Source organism: Nocardia sp. CDC153 (assembly GCF_035818515.1).
GTDB lineage: Bacteria > Actinomycetota > Actinomycetes > Mycobacteriales > Mycobacteriaceae > Nocardia.
In genome coordinates this window covers 302,211-325,462 of the sequence record NZ_JAYKYU010000006.1, presented here as the reverse complement: position 1 = coordinate 325,462, position 23,252 = coordinate 302,211, and the positions used below count along the sequence as shown (strand labels likewise).

Below are 23,252 nucleotides of genomic sequence, written 5' to 3'. Positions count from 1 at the left end.
ACCGTACGAGCCGAAAGACCCACTGTTATGGTGCATTTCCATGGCAGATAGTTGGGCCAATTCCGAGGAAGCAGCAGGTTCGGAGGGCGGGGCAGCGGCGGGTGCCGATTTGTATTTGGCGCTCGCGGGTGGCGGCGGTCGACGCACGCGGTTGATGTCGGCATTGCGCGAGGCCATCCGGTCGGGACGGCTCGCGCCGGGGACGCGGTTGCCGCCGTACCGGAGTCTGGCCGCAGATCTGGGGATCGCGCGCAATACCGTCGCGGCCGCGTATGCCGAACTCGTGGAAGAGGGTTGGCTGACGGCTCGGCAGGGCTCGGGCACGCGGGTGGCGCGGCGCACGGCCGCGATGCCGGTCGAGCGTAGTGCCCCGACGCCGATCGATCGCACCGCCCATCCAGCGCGCCTCGGCCCGAGCCGACTGCGGCACGATCTACAACCGAGTTCTCCCAATGCCGCGGCCTTTCCGCGTGCCGACTGGGTGGCCTCCACCCGCCGGGCAATGGCCGCGGCTCCCAATGACGCCTTCGGCGTGGGTGATCCGCGCGGTCGGCCGGAATTGCGGCACGCGGTGGCCGAGTATTTGAGCCGAGCCCGTGGCGTGCGCGCCGATCCCGGGCGGATTGTGATCACGACCGGGTTCGCCCACGGTCTACACCTTCTCGCCGACGCCCTCGACGGGCCGATCGCCATGGAGGCGTACAGCCTTCCCTATCACCGAGAACTACTGCGCGACAAGGGTGTTCGAACGCTCCCAATCAGCGTGGACACGCACGGGGCGGTGGTCGACGAGCTACGCGACAGCCCCGCCCGCGCGGTGCTCCTGACCCCCGCCCATCAGTACCCCACCGGCGGCCCCCTGCATCCGGAACGCCGTGTCGCAGTGGTCGATTGGATTCGCTCCACCGAAGCGTTCTTGCTCGAGGACGACTACGACGGCGAATTCCGTTACGACCGTGAGCCGGTCGGGGCCCTGCAAGGCTTGGATCCCGATCGCATCGTCTATCTCGGCTCCGTCAGCAAGAGCCTGTCCCCCGCCCTGCGCGTGGGCTGGATGGTGTTGCCCGACACGCTGGTCGATCGGGTGCTCGCCGTCAAGGAGGACCGGGAGATGTGGGTCAGCGTGATCGCCGAACTGACCCTCGCCGACTTCCTCTCCGGCGGCGCCTACGATCGCCACCTGCGCCGCACTCGAATCACCTACCGCCGTCGCCGCGCCCTGCTGGTCGAGACGCTCGCCCGCCGAGCGCCGCACATTCGTGTCACGGGCATCGCCGCCGGCTTGCACGCCGTCCTCGAACTGCCCACCGGCACCGAGGAATCCACCCTGCGCGCGGCCCGCCGACTCGGCCTGGCCGTCGACGGCCTGCACCGCTACCGCCACCCGGACGCCACCACGCCCGCCCGCGACGGTCTGGTCATCGGCTACGGCACCCCGGCCGACCACGCCTTCGGCCCGGCGCTCGAGGCACTCTGCGCGGCCCTCCCGCAACCCGATCGCTAATGGAATTGCGCGCCCGCCCGGGTTGTGCAGAATGAGCCCGGTGACGAATCGACAGAATGTTTCCTCGGGCGCGGTATGGGAGCCCATCGTGGGCTATTCGCGGGCGGTCCGGGTCGGGCAATGGGTATCGGTCGCCGGGACCACCGCCGCGGCACCGGATGGCGGGGCCGTGGGCGGCGACGATATCGCCGAACAGACCCGGGAGGCGCTCCGGCGGATCGCCGCGGCCTTGGCCGAGGTGGGTGCCGGTGTCGAAAACGTGGTGCGGACCCGGATTTTCGTCACTGACATCAGCCGCTGGGAAGAGGTCGGAAAGGCGCACGGTGAAGTGTTCGCCGACATCCGGCCCGCCGCGTCGATGATCGGCGTCAGCCAACTGATCGATCCGGCCCTGTTGGTCGAGATCGAGGCCGATGCCGTGGTACCCGAGATCGGTTAGCCCGCTTCGGGTTCCGGTGCGGTTCGGGTCCACGGGCCGCCCGGGGTTTCGCGGGTCGCCCGCTCGCCGGGTTGCAGATTCGCCACGTCGATGAGGGTGGGGTCCTCGTCGATCGCGTGATACAGATGCCCGATGTGGCCCTCGCTACCGGCGTCGGTGGGCCCGATCAGCTGCCACAGATCGTCGTCGGCGTCGTTGCTGACCAACAGGATCGGCTCCTGCTGCTCGAAGACCTCGGGCGTCTGAATGCAGCGCGTCAGCAACAGCCAGTGCCGCATCCACCAGGCGCGCGGGTCGGACCACATGATGTTGTCGACGACCCACCACACGGACGCGATATCGTCGTGCGCCCGTGCCTGTTCGGCGGTCAGGTCGGGGCCGCCCTCCGGCACATCCTCGAAGGGCTCGTCCACGAGCCCGAACGAACTTCGCCACTCGTGCTCGAACATCACGGCATGAAAGGTGCCCCCGCCCGGATTCCCGGCCCCGATGCCAACCGTGATCCGACCGACGTGAGGCTCGGCCCCCGTCGTCCAGCCGAGCGCGTACGACGCGAGTTCCCCATTCGGCCCGGTGAACTCACCGAACGCCCGCCGGTCCATCCCTGTCGCGTCCGCGGTCGGAACCTCGATCAACTTCCCCGGAATCACTCGCACATTCACACCCGACCCTAACCCGATCGGGGTGCGCGAATCAGTTGGCCTGGGCGCGCAGGGCTTCGATCTGGTGGCGGAGGTGGTCGAGGAGTTTCTCCGGATCGTCGAAATCGGCTGGGTCGATAGGGTTTCCGAAATGAATGATGACCGGGTGGCGGCGGTTGAAGGCGGGGCCGTCACCTCGGGTGCGGCGCAAGGGAAGAACTCCGTCGGTGCCGGTGGTGGCGACCGGGACGATGGGGACGCCGGTCGCCAACGAGAGTTTGGCCACGCCCGGCTTGTAGGGTTCGGATTCGCCGGGGGCGACCAGGCGGCCTTCGGGATAGATGATGAGGACGCCGCCATGGCGCAGAACCTGTTCGGCCTGTGTCAGTGCGGTGCGGCCGGATTCGGCATTGCGGCGGGTCACCGGGATTTGACCCAGGCGGCGAACCAGCCAGCCGACCACGGGCCAGGTCCACAGTTCGGCCATGGCGATGGCGATAGCGCGGCGACGCAGCGCACCCCAGAGAAACACCGCGTCCAGCATCGAGATGTGGTTGCTGGCCACAATGACCGCACCGGTCACCGGAACACGATCCCGCCCGATGACGGTCACATCGACGAAGTTGGACCAGGCCAGTGCGCGCAACAGGCGACGGACCACCTGGGTTGTCAACCAGGCTCGTTTGCCCAAGCCCTTCGGGCGGCGGGTGGGGTCGGTCATCATGCTCCATTTCAAGGGTGCGGTAACAGGATTCATCCTCGTCGCGCGACCTGCCGATCCGACAGCGCAAAAATACTCGAGCCCAACCAACAGGATCCGCGCGTGCTGCTCGGAGACCTCGGGCGTCCGAATGCACCGGGCGGGTCCTCGCGTCGGGGGTCGGCGCGGGGGCCCGCGGTCGGACTCACCCCAAGGCAGGACCGCTACTCGCAGAGCGGACCCGGGTCGGTGGAGCTATTGGGGAATCCATTCTGGTCAACGCCGCCTTGGCCATTCGGTCCGGTGGTGCCGTTGGGGTTCGCCCCGGTGCCGCCCGAGGAACCGCCGACCCCTTTTCCGGCCCCCACGCCGCCGCCCCCATTGGTTTGGCAGCCGCCGGGCGGGGTGTAGCCGTCCTGGCCGAAGCCCGCCAGCGCGGGGCCCGCGCCACTGAATGTGGCGGCGAGGACGACCGCCAGCCCGATGGCGAATTTACGAATCATGATGTCCGCCTTCCTGGGACCGTGGGCATCTCCGAGCGAGATGCACCCCGACCACGAGCGGCGATCCGCCCCCGGTTCGCCGCCACCGGTAGGCGTCACGCTTCCGTCACATCTGACCGCGGGCTATCGGTTCCGTCGCTCGCCTCGGTGCATCGCGGCCATCCGTACCGTGCGGAGAAAAGAAGATCGCGCCGTCCGCTACCTCGGTCCGGAAACCGATATCCGCCAAGGTTTTCGCGGTGCGGTCGAGGTGGGCTGCCACTGGCACCACGCCCGCTCGGCCGTCGATATCTTCGCAGGAGCAGACGGTGTCGCAGTCGTGCTCCCAGAGCGCGATGATGATGTCGGCGAGGGCGGTGTCGACGCAGGCTTGTCGGTCGGCGACGCGGATGTGCCGTTGGCGGTGCCGCACCGCGACGAGGCCACCGTTGACGAGTTCGCAATCCGCGCAGAGGGGGTACGGGCCCAGGACTACCTTTCCGGCCTGCTCCAATCGGGTGAGGAACAGGTCTCGGTTGGTGGTGGCCGCCCGCAGGTGTGCGGTGAACGCGCCCGGCTGGTCGTCCTCGAGGCGCTGATAGAGCCGCAGAGCTTCGTCGGTGGCGCGCAAGGCGTCCGTGAGCCGATCCGCGTCGTAGGCGTAGACGCCGAGCTGGTGGGTCGCCGCGGCCAGGGAGCGGTTGTAGTGGGGCCGACGTGCGGTGAGGCGCCGCAGGATTCGCACGAGTTCCGTGCCGAGCGGCAGCGCCTCGTGTGGGTTGTCGTGCGCGTCGAGGACTCGGGCGAGGGTGTCCAGCGCGACCAGCAATGCGGGCCCGATCCGGCGCGGGTCGCCCGCGAGATGGTCGCGGCACAGTGCGAGTGCCTGGCGTGCACCGGTTTCGGCCTCGGGTCCGCGGCCCAGGCAGTCCAGGATGTCGGCGCGTACACAGAGGGCGAGCACCAACTCGACGCGGTAGCGGCCACGCCGGGCCGAGATTCGGCCGCGCCAGATCCCTATCGACTCGTCGGCGGCGGCCAGGGCTTCCTTGTGCCGTCCCGCGTCGGCCTGACACAGCGCCAACTTTCGCAGGGCGAAGGCCAGACTCGGTCGAGCGCCCGGTGCTACCGCAGTCAGGCCCCGAAGGAATTGGACGGCGGCCGTCAGGGTTTCCAGGTCGGCCGCGCTCTTGTGAATGACGCTCGTGATCCGAAGAGTTCGTCGGCGCGTCATGGTTTTGCCCCCCATTGTTCCCATTGTGCCCGCGTCGGATGAGGATTTCCGCGAGGCGTTGAGCAAGGCCGACAGCCAGGCTATATAGCTGATAGCTATCGCGACATTTCGGGCGTAGCGTTGATGTTGCCACGGTCGTGGCGAACCCGGAGAACAATAGATAAAGGCTCGTGTGCTGCCATGTCTGGACGCTGGTGGCGTAATTCCGTACTGCAACAACTGTTCCGATCGCCCGGGAGTGCGGCGGTCGTTTTCCTTGCCCTCGACGACGGCGATGAGGTCATTACCTTTCCGAGACTCAACTGGGGGGTCGTGGCAACCGCCTTCGCCCTGATCCTCGGTCTGGCCATCGGACTGATGGTGTTGGTGAGTTCGGCGCATTTCGATGAGCCGCAAACTCCGGCACCGACGCCGCCGGCGTCGTGTGAACCGTTCTGCCCGACACCTACCTGAGCATCAGCCGCCACTCGGGAAGGTGAGGGTGACGGTGGTGCCGCCCGCGGTCGATTCGACCGCGGGGGTGGCGTGGTGGAGCGCGGCGACCTGGGCGACGATGGCCAGTCCCAGGCCGTGCCCGGGGGTCGAACGCGCCGAGGGTGATCGGTAGAAGCGGTCGAAGATGTGCGGGAGATCCTCGGCGGGGATGCCCGGGCCCTCGTCGCGCACCGAGAGCCGCCGGTCGGCGACGGTGACATGCACCGTGCCGTCGGCGGGGCTGAATTTCGCGGCATTGTCGAGCAGATTGGTGATCGCCCGTGACAGTCGCGCCGGTGCGCCCGCCACGGTAACCGGACGCAGGTCGGCGTCGAAGGTGATTGCGGGCCAATGCCTTCGGGCGGTAGTGAGGCATTCGGCGGTGAGCAGATCCAGGCGCAGATCCTCGAGGGATTCGCGTGCCGCGTCCGGGTCGTCGGCGCGCGCCAGATCGATGAGGTCGGTCACCAGACCCGAGAGTTCCTCGGACTGCACGCGCAAGGCCGACACCGTCTCGTCCAGGTCGGCCGCCGACATGCGATCGGCGCGGCGCAGCAGATCGATATTGGTGCGCAATGCGGTGAGCGGCGTGCGCAATTCGTGCGAGGCGTCGGCGATCAGCCGTTGCTGGGCGGCGCGTGAATCGCGTTCGGCGGTGAGCGCCGCGTCGAGTTCGTCGAGCATAGTGTTGACGCTGGCCGCCAGCCGCGCCACCTCATCGGATCCGGTGACAGCGATGTGCTGTTTGGGATCCCTTGTGCGGGCGACCTTTTCGGCCGCCTCGGTGAGCGTCGCCACCGGTGCGAGGGCACGCCGCGCGAGCACCGTGCCGATGAGGGCGGCCAGCACCAGCCCCGCGCCCGCCGCCGCGAGCAGCGCGAGACCGACCCGCCGCTCCCCGGTGTCGACGGTGTCGGAGCGCTGCGCCACCTGCACCGCGCTGCCCGGTCGCAACTGCGTGGTGTACATCCGCATGCGATACCCGCCGAGGGTGAAGTCGGTGAAGAAGGCATCCGCGGATCCCGCTGCCACCGCCCGGGTTTCGGCATCGACGGGCAGGGAGTAGTCGGGCAGGTGCTCGGACTCGATGCCGCCGTCCGCCGCCACCACCTGCACACAGCTCGGCGCGGCCAGGTACTGACACGGCCCCGAGATCGCCGCGACCGACGGCTCGGCCGGAAACTGCCGGGCGATCCGCGTGGCCTGGCGGCGCAGGCCCAGATCGAGGGTGCTGTTCAATTCGTGCCCGACCACCACGTATGCGGCCGCGGCCATTCCGGCCAGCGCCAAACCCATTGCCAGCACGAAGAATACGGCGATCCGTCCGCGCAACCCGAGGCGATCCCACCCCCGCCTCACGACGGCCCCAACCGATACCCCACCCCGCGCACGGTGTGAATCAGCGCCGACTCCCCCTCCGGTTCGAGTTTGCGCCGCAGATACCGGATGTACACCTCCAGCGAGTTCGACGTCTGCCGCCCCCACACCCGCTCGATGAGCGTCTCGCGCGGCAACGCCTGCCCCGCATTGCGCAGCAGCACCTCCAGCAGCGCGAATTCGGTTCTGCTGAGCTCGATCTCGCGGTTGCCACGCCGAACGGTGTGAGCGGTGGTGTCCAGCACCAGATCTCCGGCCGAGAGCACGGCCCCGTCCTCGGGATAGGTGCGCCGCACCAGCGCGCGGACCCGGGCCAGCAACTCGTCCAGATCGAACGGCTTGACCAGATAGTCGTCGGCCCCCGCGTCGAGCCCCTCGATCCGGTCGGCCACCGCGTCGCGCGCGGTGAGCATGAGGATCGGTGTGCGGTCGCCGCGCCCGCGCAGGGTGCGGCAGGTGGCCAGTCCGTTCATGAACGGCATGAGCACATCGAGCACCACGACCTCCGGCTGCCAGCGGGCAACCTCGGTGAGCGCGGTCGCGCCATCGCCGACTCCCCGGGCCTGGTAGCCCTCGGTGGTGAGGGCGCGCACCAGCGCGTCCCGCACCGCGGCTTCGTCGTCGACTACCAGTACACGCACCCCACGGATCATACGGACGACCGCCACCTGCGCTTTCTCATCCGACTCTCATGTCGGTCGGTGAGCGTGGGGGCCATGAGACTTCGGATACCGCATCGCACCCCGGCCGTCCTGGCCATTCTCGGGGTGGCCGCCGCCGGACTCACGGCGTGCGGGAAGGACGCATCCGCGCCGACGCCGACCATTAATGGCAATTACGTGGTTATCCCGATGGCCGGCGGCACCGCCCAGGTCGACACCAAGACCCTGGGTGTCACCGCGAACTCCGAGGGCAAGACCTACGAGCTCTCCGCACCCGCGGCCGATGCCCTCGGCGCGACCGGCCCGGTGCGCGTCACGGGCGGGGCGGCGACCTGGTCGTATCCGGATCGGGCACTGACCGTCTCCGCCGCCGCCGAGGACGGCCGCCTGCGCGTCACCGTGCACAGCGACCGCGACGGCTCCCTGCGGTGGCCGATCACCGGCACCGACCAGGACAGCTCGGCCCTGCAGCTCCCCCGCGGCGAGGGCCTGTCCTTGCCGGTCCGCGACCCGTTCTGGAACGGCCCCGACACCGGTCTGATCGGTGAATCCCTGCCGCTCACCTCCGCTTTGACCATGCCGTTCTGGGGCTACCGCGTGGGCGATCGCGGCGTCGGCTACATCGTGCCGACCGATATCGGCAGCAGCGTCACGGTGCATTCGGACAACGGCAGGCTGATCGCCGACGCCACACACGATTTCGCCGCCAACGCGGGCACCGGCGACTACACCGTGGACTTCGCCCTCACCGATTCCTCCCCCGTCGCCGCCGCCAAGGACTACCGCGCCTGGCTCATCGAGCACGGCGAATTCCGTTCCCTGCGCGACAAGATCGACCAGAATCCCGAGATCGCCCGACTGCTCGGCGCATTCCACGCCTACCTGTGGGGCCAGGCTCGCACGCCCGAGGCCATCGCGCAGATGAAGAGCCTCGGCCTGTCGAAAATGTGGCTCGGCTACGACTCCGGCGACGACCCGATGTCCCCGGCGGCCGTCACCGCCGCCAAGGACGCCGGATACCTTGCGGGCCCGTATGATTCGTGGGCCAATGCGCAAGACCCCGCCACCGCGGACAATCCGTCCTCGCGCTGGCCCGGCACCGTCTGGCCCGACGGCTGCGTGCACGACGCGAAGGGAACCCCCGAGACCGGCTTCGGCGATCGCGGCTGCTACCTGAGTTCCCAAGCGCTGAAACAGGATCCGAAGCTCTATCGGGATCGCTACGCCGCCATGACCGCCAATGGCGCGAACACCTACTTCCTCGACGTCGACGCCGCGGGCGAGTTCTTCGACGACGCCACCCCGGCCCATCCCATGACCCAGCGGCAGGATCGCGACAACCGGCTGGCCCGCATGCGCTGGCTGTCCGAGGACCGCAAGACCGTCCTGGGCTCGGAGGCCGCCGGCTCCTGGGCGGCCCCGGTGCTGGCCTTCGATCACGGTGCCCAGAACCCGATTTCGGATCGACTGTGGAAGCTGCAGCGCGACCGCCAGACCTGGGGTGCCTGGTACCCCGACACCGCGCCCAAGGTGTTCTTCAAGCCGGTGGATCTGCCCACCGATCTGGTCACCGCCATGTTCGACCCCGTGTACCGGGTGCCGCTCTACGAGACCGTCCTGCACGACTCGCTGATCAATGTCGATCGCTGGGAGCTGTCGTATTACAAACTGCCGCAGCAGGAGACGATGCGGGCACTGACCGCCATCCTGAACAACACACCGCTCAACTTCGTGTTGGACGGCGAGACGCTGCGGGAGCACGGCCCCGAAATGGCTCGGCTGCAACAGTTCTTCGCGCCCCTGCACGAGCAGGCGGCCACCCTGCCGATGAGCGACTTCCGCTGGCTCAGCGACGATCACCTGGTGCAGAGCAGCGTCTTCGGTGATGGCGAGCTCACGGTCACGGCCAATTTCGGGACCGCCGACTACCACGGCCTGCCCGGCGGCTGCGTCGACGCCCAGTTGAAGGGCGATGCCAGCCCCCGGCGACTGTGCCCCGCCCGATGAAACCCGGAACCCTCGTATTCGTCGCGGCCGCGGCACTTCTCACGGTGCTGCTGGTCGCGCACGATTGGATACCCGACGTCTTCGGCCTCGGCGTCGCCGCCGATACCGCCGCGCCGTGGCTCATCGTCCCGGTCCCGATCCTCGCCGTGGTCGCGGTCGCGTGCCGCCGCCCGGCGGGCGCCGCGGCGTTCATCGCACCACTGCTGGTGTGGGCCTACACCTTCGGCTCGTGGTGGGCACCGACGGCCACGGCCACCGAGTCGCCGTCGGGCACCGTGAAGGTCGTCTCCCAGAACCTGTTCGCCGACAATCCCACCCCCGTGGCGACCGCCCGTGCCCTGGTGGCCACCCACGTGGACCTCGTGGCCGTGCAGGAGCTCGCCGCGACCGATCGCGCGCCGGTCCAGCGAATCCTCAACGCCGCCTATCCGTATCACGAGGAGCGCGGCACGGTGGCCCTGTGGAGCCGCTATCCCACCGCCGACACCACGACCGCCGATGTCGGCATCGGCTGGCAGCGCGGCCTGCGCACCCACGTCGACACCCCGTACGGCGATCTGGTGGTCTACGTGGTGCACCTGCCCTCGATTCGCCCGGCCGACACCGCGACCCGCAACGCGGGCCTGCAAGTCCTCTCGCGCCAACTCAGCGCCGACCGGGCACCCCACGTGCTGGTGGCGGGCGACTTCAATACCGCGACCACCGACCGCCACTGGCAATCCTTCGCTCCCGGCTACACCGACGCCCAGTCCATCCCGGGCGCGGGACCCGGATTCACCTGGCCCGGCATCTTTCCCCTCGTCCGCCTGGATCACCTGCTCGTACGCGGTCTGCACCCCGCCGCGGCGGCGGTCCTGACCATCCCCGGCCCGGACCATCGCGCCCCGACCGCGACCATCGCCTTCCCGCGGCGCTGACCCCGGCGCATACTCCGGAGGTAGCGTGTAAGACGGCGAGCTCGAGAACAGGGTGGTGCGAGATGGCTCAGTGCGACTTGGTCATTCGCGGCGGCACGGTATTCGACGGCACCGGGAAACCGGGCGTCCGAGCCGATGTCGGAGTCAGCGACGGCAAGGTCGCCGCCATCGGCGCGGACCTGCCCGAGGGGGTGCGCACGATCGACGCCGTCGACAAGTGGGTGCTGCCCGGCATGCTCGATGTGCACACCCACTACGACGCCGAGGTGCTCGGCAATCCCGGCCTGGGCGAATCCGTCCGGCACGGCGTGACGTCGGTGGTGCTGGGCAACTGCTCGCTGTCCACGGTCTATTCCGAGGCCGAGGATTGCGCCGACCTGTTCGCGCGGGTGGAGGCTCTGCCGTGGGACGCGGTGCACGGCGCGGTCAAGGAGCACAAGGACTGGGACGGCCCGCACACCTACGCCAAGGCCATCGCCGACCGACCGCTGGGCGCGAATGTCGCGGCCTTCCTGGGCCATTCGGATATGCGCGTCACGGTCATGGGCCTGGCCCGCGCCGTCGACGCCCACGCCGAGCCGACCGAGGCCGAGCTGAAACGCATGTGCGCCATGCTCGAAGACGCCCTCGACGCCGGTTTCCTCGGCCTGTCCACGATCCGCAGCTCGTTCTCCAAGCTGGAGGGCGTGCGCTTCCCGACCCGCCAGCTGCCGTCCACCTACGCGACCTGGCGCGAATACCGTGCCCTCAACGCGATTCTGCGCCGCCGCGGGCGCGTGCATCAGAGCACCCCGAATCTGACCTCCCGCGCCGAGATCGCCCGCTACTTCGCCGAGAGCGCCGGGCGAATCCGCAAGCCGCTCAAGACGACTCTCATCGCGGGCATGGACGTCAAGGCCGATCGCACCACCGCCCGCGCCGCGACCGCGGCCGCGTGGATCGCGAATATCGTTGGCGGGGCGCGGTTCCGGTGGCAGCATCTGCCGGTGCCGTTCGAGGTGTACGCCGACGGTGTCGACCTGGTGGTGTTCGAGGAATTCGGTTCCGGTGTCGCCGCGCTCAATATTCGCGATGTCATGAAGCGCGGCGAACTGCTGGCCGACGAGAACTACCGCCGACAGTTCCGCAAGGATCTGACCAAGAGATTCGGTCCGCGCGTATGGAATCGGGACCTGTACGACGCGGTCATCGTGTCCTGCCCCGAAAAGGACGTCGAGGGCAAGTCGTTCGGCGCGGTCGCCGACGAGCGCGGCATCGATCCGGCCGACGCCCTGCTGGACCTGGCGGTCGCGCACGGCGCGCGATTGCGCTGGCGCACCGTCATCGCCAATGACCGCGAGGAGGTCCTGGACCGGCTCCAGCGCTCACCGGTCATGCAGGTCGGATTCGCCGATTCCGGTGCGCACCTGCGCAATATGGCCTTCTACAACTTCGGCCTGCGCCTGCTCGAACGCGCGCACCGGCGCGGGTTCCTGTCCGTCGAGGCCGCGATCCACCGGGTCACCGGCGAACTCGCCGACTGGTACGGACTGGACGCGGGCCGCCTCGCCGTCGGGGCCCGCGCCGATATCGCCGTGGTGGACCCCGCCGGATTCGACGGCTCCAGCAGCGAATACGCCGAGGCCCCGTTCCCGGGTGTGGCGGGTTTGCATCGGATGGTCAATCGCAATGATCGCGCGGTGGCCGCCACCGTGGTCGGCGGCCACCCGGTCTACGAATATGGTGAATTCACACCAGGATTCGGCACCACCCTGCACGCGGGCACGTTCCTGACCGCGACGGGCTGATCACACCGGTTCCGGCACCCGGGCCCGCAGCCCGCGGGCCCGGTATTCCTGTGGCGGACAACCCTTCCAGCGCCGGAACGCGCGAATGAAGGAGGCCGCCTCGGCATATCCGAGTCGGGCGGCCACCTGCTCGGTGGTCATACCGGTGTGGTCGAGCATTTCCTCCGACAGGGCCTGGCGCACTTCGTCGAGCAGCGCGCGAAACGAGGTGCCCTCGTCGTGCAGCCGTCGCGACAGGGTGCGCGGGCTCACGAAAAGCTCCGCCGCGACCTCGGATTGATCGGGAATCTCCCCCGGATTGCGCACCAGCAGATCCCGCACCGCGCCCGCCACACCCGAGCGCGCGTGCCGCCGCGCCAACAGGTCGCGGCACATCTGCTCGCAATTGCGCCGCGCCCACTCGTTGGCCTGCGGCAGCGGCACATCCAGGTACGCGGCGTCGAAGACCAGTTCGTGCGCGACCGCGCCGAAGCACGGTTCGAGCCCGAACACCGACCGGTAGCGCGCGGTGTCGGCGGGTGGCTCGTGCCGGAAACTCAAGCGCCGCACCGGAACTCCCACCGAGAACAGCTCCCGGCCGATCATCTGGATGCCGGTCATGACCCGTTCGGCCAGGAAGGCCCGCACATCCTCGGGCACTTCGTGATCGTCGAAGCGCAGCACTCCTTCGCCGCCGACCTCCACGAAACTCAACTGCCCGAACGCGAAGGCCAGCTCCACGTACCGCAGCGCCACCTCCACCGCGTCGCGCAGCGTCCGGCTGGCCAGCAGCGCCAGTCCCCACGGCCCGTAGAGCGAAATGTGATACCGACTGCCCGCCTCCACCCCGAGCCCCGGTTCATCCCCGAAGCGCGCGAGCAGATTCCGCACCACGGCGAGTTCCTGCCGGGCGGTGACCTCGGCATTCGCGTCGGTCACGGCCGACGGCGAGAGTCCGGCCCCCGCCAGACAATCCCCCGCCCGCATCCCCCGTTCCTCCGCGAGCTGCGTCATGATGTGCACGCTGGAGGTATTCCTGGCTAGATCCCAGTCGAACATGTACGCGGTCCTCTTCGACTTCTCCCGACCATCATCTGTTCCCCATCGGGTTGGCGAAACATATCAACGGCAGACCATTCGGTGTGGCGCATCGGACAGAACAATTCGTCACGTAACGGCTGCGCCGTCAGCGCGATTCATGAAGGTCGGGCCCGGACGACGACCAGCAATCGAGGTCTCCCCATCATGAGTTCCACCGCCTTCCTGCTCATTCCCGCATTGGCGGTACCCGCGTTCGGCCTCGGCATCTGGCTCGGCGTCCGTTCGGTTACCAGCGAATCCGCCGCCGAACGCCGGCAGGCCCGCTGCACCCCCGCGCGCCGCACCCGATAGCGTGCTGCCATGAGCAGCACACCGACTCGCACCGTCCTGGTCACCGGCGCGTCCTCCGGCATCGGCAAGGCCACCGCCGCGGCCTTCGCCGCCCAGGGCCACCAGGTGATCGGCACCAGCCGCAATCCCGATACCCTGGCCGCGGCCGATCGCGTGCCGGGCGTCGAGTACCGCGCCCTCGATCTGACGGACGCGGAATCCATCCGGCGGTTCGTCGCCGACCTCGGGCCGGTCGATGTGCTGGTCAACAACGCGGGTGAGAGTCAGGCCGGGCCGCTGGCCGAGTTGCCCGGCGAGGCCATCGAAAGACTGTTCCGGCTCAATGTGTTCGGTGCGATCACGCTCACTCAGGCCGTGCTGCCCGGGATGCGCGAGCGCGGGTACGGGCGGGTCGTCATGGTCGGGTCCATGCTCGGCAGCTTCCCCATGGCCTACCGCTCGTCCTATGTGGCGACCAAGGCCGCCATTCGCGGATTCGCCACCGCCGCACGGTTCGAGGAGTCCCCGTTCGGGGTGTGGATCACCACCGTGGAGCCGGGCCAGATCAATACGGGTCTGAGCGAACGCCGCAGCAAATACCTCGCCGAGGGTTCACCGCACACCGCCGAATTCACCAAGTTCATGGCGGTGCTCGACAAACGAATGAGCAAGGGCATCGCACCGGAAAAGGTGGCCGAAACGATTGTCGCGGCGGCGAACTCGCAGCGACCCCGGCCGCTGTACGCGGTGGGCAGCAACGCCCCGGTCATGTTCGCGATTCGCCGCATCCTGCCGCGCACGGTCATGGAGCGGCTCATCGCGTCCGCGCACGGCCTGAAACGCTGAACAATACTGTCCTTCCGCTGGCAGCACTGTCCTTTCGCTGCCCCTTCGCGTGGTGACCGGTAGCGAATCGCGTTCTCGTGACGAGAGGTTGGTCATGAGGGCAGAAGCGATTGCCTTGACCTACATCGACCCGGACGTCTCCGGACGCGCGCTGGCCTGGGATATGGCGCAATGCCGCAGACTGGCGCGCACGCTCGGATACACCCTGCTGGCCCCCTCGGAACTACCGGCGCTCGGGCTCCTCGCCCTGGTTCGCCAGACCCACGTGGACGCGGTGCTGGTGCCGAGTCCCGAGCATGTGAGCCCGCACATCGTGTCGCTGCTCGCCGAGATGGTGGACATCGAGTCGGTGCGGCCGCGCCGGTCGATCACCCGGACGAGGGCGAGGCAGGCGTGAGGTCCGCTCTCGCCGCGGAATACGCGGTGCTCGGCGTGCTCGCCCCGGGCGGGCTGCTCACCGTCGACCAGCTGGCGTCCAATGCCGGGATCACCACGTGGGCGGCGCGCGCGGCGGTGACCCGGCTGGAGCGGCGCGGGCTGATCGTGGACGCGGGTCGCCGGGGCCGGTGGTCGATCACGGTGCGCGGGCGCGGGGCGTGGGTCGCGAAGGGCTCCCGGTTCACGCCGTAGCGGCGAATCACCGAGTGGCCGAGGCGATTCCGTGCGGCCAGGGGCGAACCTCCGCACGCCCGAGGCGCACCTCCACGCGGCCGGGACAACTCTCCGGACCCCCGAAGTGAACTTCGCACGGCTAGGACAACGCTCCGCACGCCGGAATCGAACCTCCACGCGGCCAGGGCAACTCTCCGGACGGCCGGGGCGCTGCGATTGCCTGCTCGAACTCCAGGAACGAGCCGGGCCAGCCGCGGGCGGACTTCCGCGTGGCCGAGGTGAATTCCCTACGGCCGCAAGGCAATTATCGCGGGCCGTCGAGTTTCAGGTCGCGGCCGATGATTTCGCGCATGATCTCGGACGTGCCGCCGTAGACGCGGGTGATCCGGGCGTCGGCGGCGGCGCGGGCAATCGGGTATTCGCGCATGTAGCCGTAGCCGCCGAAGAGCTGTTGGCACCGGTCGATACAGCGGAATTCCATTTCCGAGGCCCACAGTTTGGCCTTGGCCGCGTCGGCGGGGGTCAAGCGTCGGGCATTGAGTTCCAGCACGCATTTGTCGATGAACGCCTCCGCCACAGAGATTTCCGTCGACACGTCCGCGAGGGTGAACTTCGTGTTCTGGAACGCTCCGACGGGCTGACCGAAAGCCTGTCGGGCACCGACATATTCGATCGTGAGCTCCAGCGCGACGCGCGCCCTCGCCAGACAGGCGACCGCGATCTGCATGCGTTCCTGCGGCAGATTGCCCATCAGGTATTCGAAGCCCCGGCCCACCTCGCCCAGCAGATTCGCCTTGGGGACACGGACATCGGTGAAGGTCAGCTCCGCGGTGTCCTGCGACTTCAGACCCAGCTTCTCGAGATTGCGGCCACGTTCGAAGCCCGCCATGCCGCGCTCGAGCACCAGCAGACTCAGCCCGCGATGCCGTTCCGGCGAGGTGCGGACGGCGGTGATGACCAGATCGGCGTTGATGCCATTGGTAATGAAGGTCTTCGCGCCGTTCACCAGGAAGTGGTCGCCCATATCGACTGCGGCCGTGCGGATTCCGGCCACATCCGAGCCCGCGCCCGGCTCGGTCATGCCGATGGCGGCGATCCTGGTCCCGGCGACGAAGCCCGGCAGCCATCGCTCGCGCTGTTCCTCGGTGGTCAGTTTCACCAGGTACGGCGTGCAAATGTCGTTGTGCAGCGCGAAATTCAGTCCGACCCCGGCGCAATCGCCCGCCATGAACTCCTCGATGAGGATCTGATTGAACCGGAAGTCGTCGACCCCCAGCCCGCCGTAGCTCTGCGGCACCGCGAAGCCGAGCAGTCCCAGCTCCCCCGCCCGCGCGAAGACCGAGCGCGGCACGATTCCGGCCGCCTCGAACTCGAGATAGTGCGGCGCGACCTCCTTGCGCACGAATCCCCGCGCCAATTCGGCGAATGCCCGATGATCGTGACCGTAGTGCCCGCGTTCCATGGACCCCATGGTCCGGGATCCGCGGCGTCCCGGACCAGAGAATCCCGGCCATGCTCAGCCCTGGGGCGGGTTCTTCAGCAGCTGCTCGGCGACGGTCTTGCCGAGGGTGTACTGGTTCTCGAGGGCGATCTTGAAGCCGCCGCTGCTCTGGTCCAGGTGCTGGACCACGGACTGGCCCGGGTAGGGCTGGTCGAAATTGCTCATGGTCCGCAACGACAGATAGCGGTTGAGGTAGCCGTGCGCCTTCAAGGCGGTGGCGGTGGCGTTGTCCTCCATCTGGGTCGTGCAGTAGGTGCCCGCGCCCTTGGTGCGGTCCTTCATGATGAAGCCCGCGGTGTCGGAGAGGAACTTGCCGGAGAAGAAGTCGTCGCCGGTCATGGTGTCGCACTTCATGACCGCGGGCGTGCGGCCCTCCTGCCCCGGGTACTGGGCACGCTCGGCGGCCGCGTCCGGGCTATCGGCCAGCTTCGCGTCCTTGGTCCAGGCGTACGCCTTGTCCACCAGGGAACCGTCGAGTTCGTAGGCGGCGGTGTTGTAATCCTCCACCGGGCGGAAGCCGAACGGAACGTCCGGTGCGGCGGCCGGTTCCAGGTGGTTGCCCAGATCGAAGTCCACCACCCAGCGCGCCCAGGCCGCACCGCCGAGAGTGCCCTGCTCGGGCGGGGTTCCGGCGATTCCGGCGGTGAGGAAGTAGGCCTTGGAGAAGTCGAACTTGTCACTACCGAGAATGGCCATCATGGTCGTGGCGGCATTGGCCTTACCCTGCCCGGTCTCGGCCACACACAGTTTGTCCGCATTGCACCGCACCGGCTTGAACGCGCCCGGCACGTCGACGGTGGTCGACAGCTGTTCCCGCTGCAACCAGACCTCGTTCTCCGGGTCGAACATGGTGATGACCAGGACTCCGACATCGATCTTGTCCGAATCACTCTTCGAGTTCGAGGAGCAACCGGCGAGGGCCAAGGCGGCCACTCCCACAGCGACAGCGATCTTCTGGCAACGAGTGGTCATGGCGAAACAATAGCGACATTCCGGTCAAAAGCCGGGATCGTCGATGTCAGCCGAGGCCGCGGTCGGCATCAATCGATACCGCGATCGAGGGCGACCCGCGCCGCGGCGGCCAGACCGTCGGTCCACGGTGCGCCGTGACCCGGAAGGACGAGCTCGGCGTCGAACTCGGTCAGCCGCCGCAGCGAACGGGTGGCCGCGGCACCGTCGTTGGTCATTCCCCGGCAGATCGCGGTCGGTCCGCGGCGCCCGCCGATGGCGTCATCGGTCACGAGAGTGTCTCCGGTGCAGGCGATTCCATACTCCGACAGCAGGAAGGTCGCGCTGCCGGGTGTATGCCCGGGCGTGTGCACGGCCACGGGATTGCCGGGCAGATCCAGCCGCTGCCCGTCGGTGAACGTGCGGACCCGCGGCACACGCGGCGTCCACGCCATGCCGAGGCGCAGCATGTGCAGCGGCGCGCGCAGACCGCTCGGATGCCGCAGCAGATACGGTGCAAGGGACCGCTCCGAGGGCGAATACCGGTTCACCGCACGGGGATCGGCGGCGAGTGCGGCGTCGTCGGCGTGAACCCAGACCTCCGCCTCGGACTCCCGGGCGATGCGCGCGGCCAGGCCGAGATGGTCGGCATGGGCGTGGGTCAGCAGCACCGCGGTGATGTCGGCGAGCGATCGGCCGCGTGCCGCGAGCGCGGCGGTCAGGCCGGACCAGTGCCGGGGCAGTCCGGCGTCGATGAGGACCACGCCCGCCGGGTCGTCGAGCAGCCAGAAGTTGACGTACTCGTCGCCGAGGCGGTGCATCCGCTCGGGCAGGGTGCTCATCGCCGGACCGCCTCGGACTCGTTGCCCGTCACCAGCATTCCGGTCACGGCGGGAACGAACTCGGGTCCGAACGCGGCCCCGGGGGTCCACGCACCGGCCTTGCCTCGATCCGACTGGAGGAGCCTGCGCACGGTCTCGGCGGCGATGGCGGCCGTCGCCGCCACGCCGCGACCGAGCCGGGCCGTACTGCTGAACAGCCCGGTGTCCGTGGCGATTTCGGCATACGCCCACGAGGTGGGCGCGTCTTCGACGGGCCGATCGCCGGACCGTGCGGAGGAAGTCATGTTCGGCGGCGGTGATGGCGACCTTGTTTTTCACGAGCCACGCGGCGAAGGATGAGACCACCATTAACCACTCACCGACAAACTGGTAGGTCCGAAACCGTTCGAGGGCGTCAGGTGTCAACCGGTCGGCCAGCATACCCAGTAGGGCTTGGCTGTCGCTCCTGTTCTGTCGCGCCCGTGCAATCATGTTGGCTCGTCCTTCAGGGGTGTAATGCCATCGGCCATCCTTGTCGCGCCATGCTTCCTTGCCACCGCCTTCCTCGCTGGTCATGGGCCCCATCATTCCGGAACCTCTAGCTCGCCCAGCGATCGGCATCCTGGCGCCACCTCTTCGAAGGCTTCGAGAATCTGTTCCCAGCAGCGCATCGCGCGCAGGTCGTCCCTGGATGTCGCCTCGTCGAAACGCTGCTGGATCTCGGTTCGCAGCCACTCCCACCGGAATGCGTGCCCGAAGTACTGCAGTGCTTGGCCGACGTACGCACACTCGGGAGAGTTCAGTGCCCACAGCACCGCCTCCCGCACGTCGGCCTCGTCGGCGTCCTCGATCAGCGTGGCCAGCTCCGCGAGCAGCGGGTCCGCTTCCAGTGTCGAAAGCGTTGTTTCGATGATGCGGCCGTGATTGATCAGTCCGTCCTTGAGGACGGCCTGGATGGACTGGTCGGGCATGGGCCTAATCGTGCACTACTGCAAGGATTCTGGTGGGAAGCTGCCACGGAGCGCGGATGAATGCACGGATAGGCCCACCACACTCATCTCGGCATTTGTGGACACCAGAACGGCCCGAGTTGCCTCGGGCCGTCGGTCGTCCCCAGGACCGCGTTGACCGCTTCGAACCGCGCGGGAGGCGGCTACTTATCGTGCGTTCGCGGTGCGAGATCCGCAGGTACCGATTAGTGCCGCGATTCCTTGCGTATGAAGGCCGCTTCCCATCCAGGTTCCACCACGACCTTCGCCGGTGCGTCCAAATGATCTCGACATTCCACTGCACCGAGCCGGAAGCTGCGGCTGCGGCCGGCGGAGCGTCGAGTGATGGCGCCGCAGGTCCATCAGTAGGTCAGTTGTCGGCTGTGATCGATATCGTGTGGGTGGATCGGTTGTGCCGCAGGGGCTACCGGGGAGGTGGCAGGCGGCAATGCAAATTCGGCGCGCCCTGGGATGGCGTGGAGGGTTGATAGTGGTCGGCGTCTCGGCGGTTGTCGTGCTGATGGGACTCGTGATGGTCGGTCGGTCCGCGCCACGGAACGCAGCCGCGGGTCCGACGTGCGGGTCCCTGACTGATGAGCAGGTGCGGGCGCAGTTGACGGAGCATTTCGCATTCATTGTCCCGCAACAGTTCCGGTTGAAACGAGCAGAAGACCGCTGTACGGGTGGCGGGTGGATGGGTGACCCTCGATACGAATACATCACCCAGTTCAGTGCGCCGGCAGCGTGGCTGGATGAACAGCCCCTGGTGATGCCCGCCAACTACAGCCATCGGGCTGCCACGTGCGCCGACACGTCCCGTTGGCAGTCCGTCGGGTTCGACTGTGCCGGGTCGACCTCGATGACTCTATACACCAGAACAACTTCGACCGCAGATCCGTGTTCGGTCTTGGTGCGCCGATCCCCAATATCTGCCGACCTCTATACCGACTGCGAGTGGGGATACGTGGGCTGACCATCGACGCGCAGCATCGATCCAGGCCCCTGACGAAATACTGGCGGACAGCTTCTTTGTGGGTGAGGATACTCGCCGCCCCGGATCGGCAACGGCTGGTTGAATCCTTCGCCACGCATAGAAAGACGTGCTGGCTGGCGCTGGGCTGTCCGCGTGTGTTCACTGTGGACGGCGTGTCAGACCCAGTTCTGCGGTGACCGACCCCTTCGGTCACCGACAACCTACCGATGCCTACCGACACCTGCAGACCCTGCGACCACCGGCAGTACCCGGAGACGTTCGATTTCCTGATCGGAGAACAACTCTCGGGGAAACATGAAAGCGATGCGTTGACCGACGTCACGGAGCAGCGTCGCGGCTCTGCAGTTCCTCGAAGGCGGTGCGAGTCGGTGGAGTGTTGCCATCAGTCGATGAAACGCTGTTCTATTTGAGCAGCGGGACTCCTCCGATCAGTGGGCTATGAGGCTAATGGATCCGAGGATCACGGCCACTGGGCCGACCAGCAGCATCACGTAGCCTGCCACCTTGTACTGGGTCATCATCTGGGATCTCAACCTGGCCTCGTCACGCCCAGCACGCTTCATTTCCCAGCGAAGTCGTAGTTCCACCTGGCGGCGTCGGAAGTCCTCGTCCATCACCAGTCTCCAACCCAACAGGCTCACCCCCACGCCCCAACCGACCGCCCACCAATAGCTCCACACCGAGACCGAACGTTCCTTCCCTGCCGGACAACAACTTACAGATGGCCGCCCGGGGATTCTGGACTGGTGTACCAGTATCGCGGACAACGCGCGGGCGAGCCGAATGCGATGTCCCCGCCCCGGCCTAACCTCATCGGCATAAGCGGATGCTGCCGCAATCTCATGTAGATGATCATGAATCGCCCGGATTCAGGTCGGAACTCGTTACGCTGCTACGCTCCGGCGTGTGGTGCGGGCTGGATTGGCGCAAGTGGTTCACTCCCTGACTGATTCACAGTTCGGCGTCTGTTTCGACAACGTGGACTGGATGGACCTCGCCAAGCCCGTCGTAGCGCTTGGAGGCGATTGGCCTGCCGCACTCGCGCTGGCCGCAATGCCCTCGATCTGGCGCCCCAGCATCGATGATGCTGTCCGGCATCTGCGGGCGCAGTCGAAGCCTGACCTGGGAGACCTGCCGTTGCTGGGGTTCTGGAGCGCAGTCTGCGGGTTGATCGGACGTTCGTGGCGGCTCGGGATTCTCGATCAGGACGCGGCGGCAGCCCGCCTGGACATCGTGTGGCGGCATATCCGCGATCACGAACCTCGGGATCGGGCCGAGGAGCTCATCTGGGAAGGCATGGCATGTCACGAGCTCGTCTGTTACTTGGACGAGGACGTGACAGACCGGGCATCGGCTCTCCTGTCCGAGGCGGATCGGTTCATCGCTGACGATGCAGTCGACATCGCCTTCTGCGAGACCGTTCTGGAAGCTTTCCTCTGAGTGCACTCATCCTTTCGTCGGCAGAAGCGGATGTTCTTGCCGCCCGCCGAAGTCGATTCCGGTCGCTGATCGGTGACGTGCTCCGAGAGCATCAGTCCGAGAACCGCCCGCTGTTGCAGACGATCAACGCCGATCCGGCATACATGACGAAGTACTCGCAGCAGATGGAACGCAAGGTCGCCGAAGCGCTGATCAAGGTCAGGGCGATACCGAATGCGGCCGAGGTGCAGGTAGATCGGTCGATGACCGTACGCATTTCGGCGTACGACGTGCATGAGGCGTTCGCCAAGGCCAAGCTATGGGAGCAACGGCACGCGTTGACCGACTTCTGACGCCGTCGGCCCACCGGCTCGGCGGCTGGAAACGCTTCCCCCGCAACGAAAGGGACTACGATTCTGATCTACGGCCGCGGCCGGTCGGCTGTCGATCGTGCTCGTCGCCGACGGGGGAACGGAGGGGGCCCTATGACGCGGCGGGTGTCCGACAGACCGGCGGGTTTCGAGCCGGTCCTGGGCCGGAGGATGTTTCCTCTGATCTATCCGTTGGCCGGGCTCGTTTTCTTGGCCATGGCCGTGTTCGGCGGGCCGGGGGACCATCGACTAGTTTTCGTATCCTTCGGTCTGGCAGCGGTTTCGATGTTCTCCACTCCCGAGCGTCCCGCCATGGCGGTAGTGGCCGGGCGAGCGGTTCTGCGTTATCGTCCCTGGCGCAGCCCGGTGGGACGATTCTCCTTCCTTCTCATCGTCGCCGGTGCCACGATTCTCTGGTACGGCCTCACCGCAGACGTCCCCCGATGGTTCGTAGCGGCTGGTCTCATCCTCATGCTCGGGAGCGGATTCTTCACAGCGCTTCTTCTCACCGGGATCTCGCGGCACATCACCTTCGCCGAACACACCTTGCACGTGGCCTACGCCGGCTTCGACTGGGAGCTGCCCTGGGAGGCGATCACGGCGGTGGCGACGAGAGCCAAGCAGGTGGAGCGAGGCGGTTCGTACCTGCAGATCGTCCTCACCTGTCCACCATCGGCAGTGATCGACAGATCGAAACCAACCGCGCGGGCGCGGCAGCGGGACCCCGAGGGACAGTGGACGATACCGACCGGAGCATGGACCGTGGAGCCCGGCGCGCTCGCGGCGACCATCCGGTTCCTGGTCGACCATCCTGACCAGCGGGCGAGCATCACGCCCAAGCAGGTGCGAGCGATGCTGACCCCGCCGAGGGGAAGCGAGCGAGCGCGAATCGCGCAGCAGCGCAGACTGGATGAATACCTGGCGAGCACCGACCCCACACCACACAAGAACGGCTGAACTTCACGATCGATATCAGCCGACCGCGACTCGGCTACTTGGGCACTCGATGGCAGTGCCGGTTCCCGGCCAGGATTCGGCCCAGTGCAGGACGTTCTGCCGGCCTCGAACCGACACCGCCACTTGATCTTCCGTCCCGTCGCGCTGGCCGGTTCGATCGGCGCGGCTCGCGGCTAGTAAGAGACTGGTGTCAGGATCGGATCCCGGCCAGGATCAGGTC

Annotated in this window: 26 protein-coding genes; 13 read left to right on the top strand and 13 right to left on the bottom strand. The window is 67.5% G+C overall.

All coding sequences use genetic code 11. The features are described 5' to 3' along the window. Positions 1–40: 40 nt before the first annotated feature. Entirely contained in the window at positions 41–1,504 is a 1,464-nt protein-coding gene (gene pdxR, locus VMT65_RS31825) for a MocR-like pyridoxine biosynthesis transcription factor PdxR (protein ID WP_326312225.1), read from the top strand. Positions 1,505–1,535: 31 nt separating this feature from the next. Next, on the top strand, positions 1,536–1,943 hold the full coding sequence (locus VMT65_RS31820; RefSeq protein WP_326312224.1) for a RidA family protein: 408 nt from the start codon (positions 1,536–1,538) through the stop codon (positions 1,941–1,943). Here VMT65_RS31820 and VMT65_RS31815 read toward each other — a convergent pair. From VMT65_RS31815 to VMT65_RS31800, 4 genes are all read right to left on the bottom strand, one after another. After that, on the bottom strand, positions 1,940–2,605 hold the full coding sequence (locus VMT65_RS31815) for a hypothetical protein (protein WP_326312223.1): 666 nt from the start codon (positions 2,603–2,605) through the stop codon (positions 1,940–1,942). The genes VMT65_RS31820 and VMT65_RS31815 overlap by 4 nt on opposite strands. Positions 2,606–2,636: 31 nt before the next feature. Then, positions 2,637–3,305 (bottom strand): lysophospholipid acyltransferase family protein, encoded by a 669-nt coding sequence (locus tag VMT65_RS31810; RefSeq protein WP_326312222.1) that lies wholly within the window; start codon positions 3,303–3,305, stop codon positions 2,637–2,639. A 203-nt stretch (positions 3,306–3,508) separates the two neighbouring features. Next, positions 3,509–3,787 (bottom strand): hypothetical protein, encoded by a 279-nt coding sequence (locus VMT65_RS31805; RefSeq protein ID WP_326312221.1) that lies wholly within the window; start codon positions 3,785–3,787, stop codon positions 3,509–3,511. A 106-nt stretch (positions 3,788–3,893) separates the two neighbouring features. Further along, a complete protein-coding gene (locus VMT65_RS31800) occupies positions 3,894–5,000 on the bottom strand; it encodes a tetratricopeptide repeat protein (RefSeq protein ID WP_326312220.1) in 1,107 nt (368 codons plus the stop codon). Between the two features lie 180 nt (positions 5,001–5,180). On the opposite strand from VMT65_RS31800, the gene VMT65_RS31795 reads away from it, so the two are divergent. Further along, positions 5,181–5,453, top strand: a complete 273-nt coding sequence (locus VMT65_RS31795; protein ID WP_326312219.1) for a hypothetical protein — start codon at positions 5,181–5,183, stop codon at positions 5,451–5,453. Positions 5,454–5,456: 3 nt separating this feature from the next. Here VMT65_RS31795 and VMT65_RS31790 read toward each other — a convergent pair whose 3' ends face one another. Together VMT65_RS31790 and VMT65_RS31785 are read right to left on the bottom strand one after the other, a co-directional pair. After that, entirely contained in the window at positions 5,457–6,833 is a 1,377-nt protein-coding gene (locus tag VMT65_RS31790) for a HAMP domain-containing sensor histidine kinase (RefSeq protein WP_326312218.1), read from the bottom strand. Continuing rightward, positions 6,830–7,492: a response regulator transcription factor gene (locus tag VMT65_RS31785; RefSeq protein ID WP_326312217.1), complete on the bottom strand. Its 663-nt coding sequence runs from the start codon at positions 7,490–7,492 to the stop codon at positions 6,830–6,832. The genes VMT65_RS31790 and VMT65_RS31785 overlap by 4 nt, the downstream gene beginning before the upstream one ends. A 75-nt stretch (positions 7,493–7,567) precedes the next feature. Between VMT65_RS31785 and VMT65_RS31780 the strand changes: the two genes are divergently transcribed. From VMT65_RS31780 to VMT65_RS31770, 3 genes are all read left to right on the top strand, one after another. Next, positions 7,568–9,520 (top strand): glycoside hydrolase, encoded by a 1,953-nt coding sequence (locus VMT65_RS31780; RefSeq protein WP_326312216.1) that lies wholly within the window; start codon positions 7,568–7,570, stop codon positions 9,518–9,520. Then, the gene (locus VMT65_RS31775) at positions 9,517–10,437 is read left to right on the top strand and encodes an endonuclease/exonuclease/phosphatase family protein (RefSeq protein ID WP_326312215.1); all 921 of its coding nucleotides are present in this window, start codon (positions 9,517–9,519) and stop codon (positions 10,435–10,437) included. The genes VMT65_RS31780 and VMT65_RS31775 overlap by 4 nt, the downstream gene beginning before the upstream one ends. Before the next feature lie 62 nt (positions 10,438–10,499). After that, a complete protein-coding gene (locus VMT65_RS31770) occupies positions 10,500–12,224 on the top strand; it encodes an N-acyl-D-amino-acid deacylase family protein (RefSeq protein WP_326312214.1) in 1,725 nt (574 codons plus the stop codon). Here VMT65_RS31770 and VMT65_RS31765 read toward each other — a convergent pair whose 3' ends face one another. Further along, a complete protein-coding gene (locus VMT65_RS31765) occupies positions 12,225–13,217 on the bottom strand; it encodes an AraC family transcriptional regulator (protein ID WP_326312213.1) in 993 nt (330 codons plus the stop codon). A 231-nt stretch (positions 13,218–13,448) separates the two neighbouring features. Here VMT65_RS31765 and VMT65_RS31760 point away from each other — a divergent pair, with 231 nt between their 5' ends. The 4 genes from VMT65_RS31760 (at position 13,449) to VMT65_RS31745 (ending at position 15,050) form a co-directional block, all read left to right on the top strand. Then, complete coding sequence (locus VMT65_RS31760; protein WP_326312212.1) at positions 13,449–13,595, top strand: hypothetical protein; 147 nt, start codon at positions 13,449–13,451, stop codon at positions 13,593–13,595. 9 nt (positions 13,596–13,604) lie between these two features. Further along, positions 13,605–14,420 (top strand): SDR family oxidoreductase, encoded by an 816-nt coding sequence (locus VMT65_RS31755; RefSeq protein ID WP_326312211.1) that lies wholly within the window; start codon positions 13,605–13,607, stop codon positions 14,418–14,420. Positions 14,421–14,514: 94 nt separating this feature from the next. Further along, positions 14,515–14,817, top strand: a complete 303-nt coding sequence (locus VMT65_RS31750; RefSeq protein WP_326312210.1) for a hypothetical protein — start codon at positions 14,515–14,517, stop codon at positions 14,815–14,817. Continuing rightward, entirely contained in the window at positions 14,814–15,050 is a 237-nt protein-coding gene (locus VMT65_RS31745) for a hypothetical protein (RefSeq protein WP_326312209.1), read from the top strand. Before VMT65_RS31750 ends, VMT65_RS31745 begins: the two co-directional genes overlap by 4 nt. Before the next feature lie 286 nt (positions 15,051–15,336). Here the strand turns inward: VMT65_RS31745 and VMT65_RS31740 are convergent, their stop codons facing one another. From VMT65_RS31740 to VMT65_RS31715, 6 genes are all read right to left on the bottom strand, one after another. Next, positions 15,337–16,494 (bottom strand): acyl-CoA dehydrogenase family protein, encoded by a 1,158-nt coding sequence (locus tag VMT65_RS31740; protein ID WP_326312208.1) that lies wholly within the window; start codon positions 16,492–16,494, stop codon positions 15,337–15,339. A gap of 54 nt (positions 16,495–16,548) precedes the next feature. After that, the gene (locus VMT65_RS31735; protein ID WP_326312207.1) at positions 16,549–17,505 is read right to left on the bottom strand and encodes a purine-nucleoside phosphorylase; all 957 of its coding nucleotides are present in this window, start codon (positions 17,503–17,505) and stop codon (positions 16,549–16,551) included. 68 nt (positions 17,506–17,573) lie between these two features. Then, positions 17,574–18,323: an MBL fold metallo-hydrolase gene (locus tag VMT65_RS31730; protein WP_326312206.1), complete on the bottom strand. Its 750-nt coding sequence runs from the start codon at positions 18,321–18,323 to the stop codon at positions 17,574–17,576. Continuing rightward, positions 18,320–18,607 (bottom strand): hypothetical protein, encoded by a 288-nt coding sequence (locus tag VMT65_RS31725; protein WP_326312205.1) that lies wholly within the window; start codon positions 18,605–18,607, stop codon positions 18,320–18,322. Before VMT65_RS31725 ends, VMT65_RS31730 begins: the two co-directional genes overlap by 4 nt. A 279-nt stretch (positions 18,608–18,886) precedes the next feature. After that, positions 18,887–19,273, bottom strand: a complete 387-nt coding sequence (locus VMT65_RS31720; protein ID WP_326312204.1) for a hypothetical protein — start codon at positions 19,271–19,273, stop codon at positions 18,887–18,889. A 1,440-nt stretch (positions 19,274–20,713) separates the two neighbouring features. After that, positions 20,714–20,899 (bottom strand): hypothetical protein, encoded by a 186-nt coding sequence (locus tag VMT65_RS31715; RefSeq protein WP_326312203.1) that lies wholly within the window; start codon positions 20,897–20,899, stop codon positions 20,714–20,716. 292 nt (positions 20,900–21,191) lie between these two features. On the opposite strand from VMT65_RS31715, the gene VMT65_RS31710 reads away from it, so the two are divergent. From VMT65_RS31710 to VMT65_RS31700, 3 genes are all read left to right on the top strand, one after another. Then, a complete protein-coding gene (locus tag VMT65_RS31710) occupies positions 21,192–21,725 on the top strand; it encodes a hypothetical protein (protein ID WP_157386789.1) in 534 nt (177 codons plus the stop codon). A gap of 77 nt (positions 21,726–21,802) precedes the next feature. After that, complete coding sequence (locus VMT65_RS31705; protein ID WP_326312202.1) at positions 21,803–22,057, top strand: hypothetical protein; 255 nt, start codon at positions 21,803–21,805, stop codon at positions 22,055–22,057. Between the two features lie 144 nt (positions 22,058–22,201). Further along, positions 22,202–23,032: a hypothetical protein gene (locus VMT65_RS31700; protein WP_326312201.1), complete on the top strand. Its 831-nt coding sequence runs from the start codon at positions 22,202–22,204 to the stop codon at positions 23,030–23,032. The last annotated feature ends 220 nt before the right edge of the window (positions 23,033–23,252 follow it).

Coding starts and splice junctions, on each gene's coding strand:
- VMT65_RS31730 (WP_326312206.1), bottom strand. CDS start 18,323: ATGAGCACCCTGCCCGAGCGGATGCACCGCCTCGGCGACGAGTACGTC.
- VMT65_RS31770 (WP_326312214.1), top strand. CDS start 10,500: ATGGCTCAGTGCGACTTGGTCATTCGCGGCGGCACGGTATTCGACGGC.
- VMT65_RS31805 (WP_326312221.1), bottom strand. CDS start 3,787: ATGATTCGTAAATTCGCCATCGGGCTGGCGGTCGTCCTCGCCGCCACA.
- VMT65_RS31765 (WP_326312213.1), bottom strand. CDS start 13,217: ATGACGCAGCTCGCGGAGGAACGGGGGATGCGGGCGGGGGATTGTCTG.
- VMT65_RS31715 (WP_326312203.1), bottom strand. CDS start 20,899: ATGGACGAGGACTTCCGACGCCGCCAGGTGGAACTACGACTTCGCTGG.
- VMT65_RS31760 (WP_326312212.1), top strand. CDS start 13,449: ATGAGTTCCACCGCCTTCCTGCTCATTCCCGCATTGGCGGTACCCGCG.
- pdxR (WP_326312225.1), top strand. CDS start 41: ATGGCAGATAGTTGGGCCAATTCCGAGGAAGCAGCAGGTTCGGAGGGC.
- VMT65_RS31810 (WP_326312222.1), bottom strand. CDS start 3,305: ATGACCGACCCCACCCGCCGCCCGAAGGGCTTGGGCAAACGAGCCTGG.
- VMT65_RS31750 (WP_326312210.1), top strand. CDS start 14,515: ATGAGGGCAGAAGCGATTGCCTTGACCTACATCGACCCGGACGTCTCC.
- VMT65_RS31800 (WP_326312220.1), bottom strand. CDS start 5,000: ATGACGCGCCGACGAACTCTTCGGATCACGAGCGTCATTCACAAGAGC.
- VMT65_RS31775 (WP_326312215.1), top strand. CDS start 9,517: ATGAAACCCGGAACCCTCGTATTCGTCGCGGCCGCGGCACTTCTCACG.
- VMT65_RS31780 (WP_326312216.1), top strand. CDS start 7,568: ATGAGACTTCGGATACCGCATCGCACCCCGGCCGTCCTGGCCATTCTC.
- VMT65_RS31755 (WP_326312211.1), top strand. CDS start 13,605: ATGAGCAGCACACCGACTCGCACCGTCCTGGTCACCGGCGCGTCCTCC.
- VMT65_RS31735 (WP_326312207.1), bottom strand. CDS start 17,505: ATGACCACTCGTTGCCAGAAGATCGCTGTCGCTGTGGGAGTGGCCGCC.
- VMT65_RS31740 (WP_326312208.1), bottom strand. CDS start 16,494: ATGGAACGCGGGCACTACGGTCACGATCATCGGGCATTCGCCGAATTG.
- VMT65_RS31725 (WP_326312205.1), bottom strand. CDS start 18,607: ATGACTTCCTCCGCACGGTCCGGCGATCGGCCCGTCGAAGACGCGCCC.
- VMT65_RS31820 (WP_326312224.1), top strand. CDS start 1,536: ATGAGCCCGGTGACGAATCGACAGAATGTTTCCTCGGGCGCGGTATGG.
- VMT65_RS31720 (WP_326312204.1), bottom strand. CDS start 19,273: ATGCCCGACCAGTCCATCCAGGCCGTCCTCAAGGACGGACTGATCAAT.
- VMT65_RS31795 (WP_326312219.1), top strand. CDS start 5,181: ATGTCTGGACGCTGGTGGCGTAATTCCGTACTGCAACAACTGTTCCGA.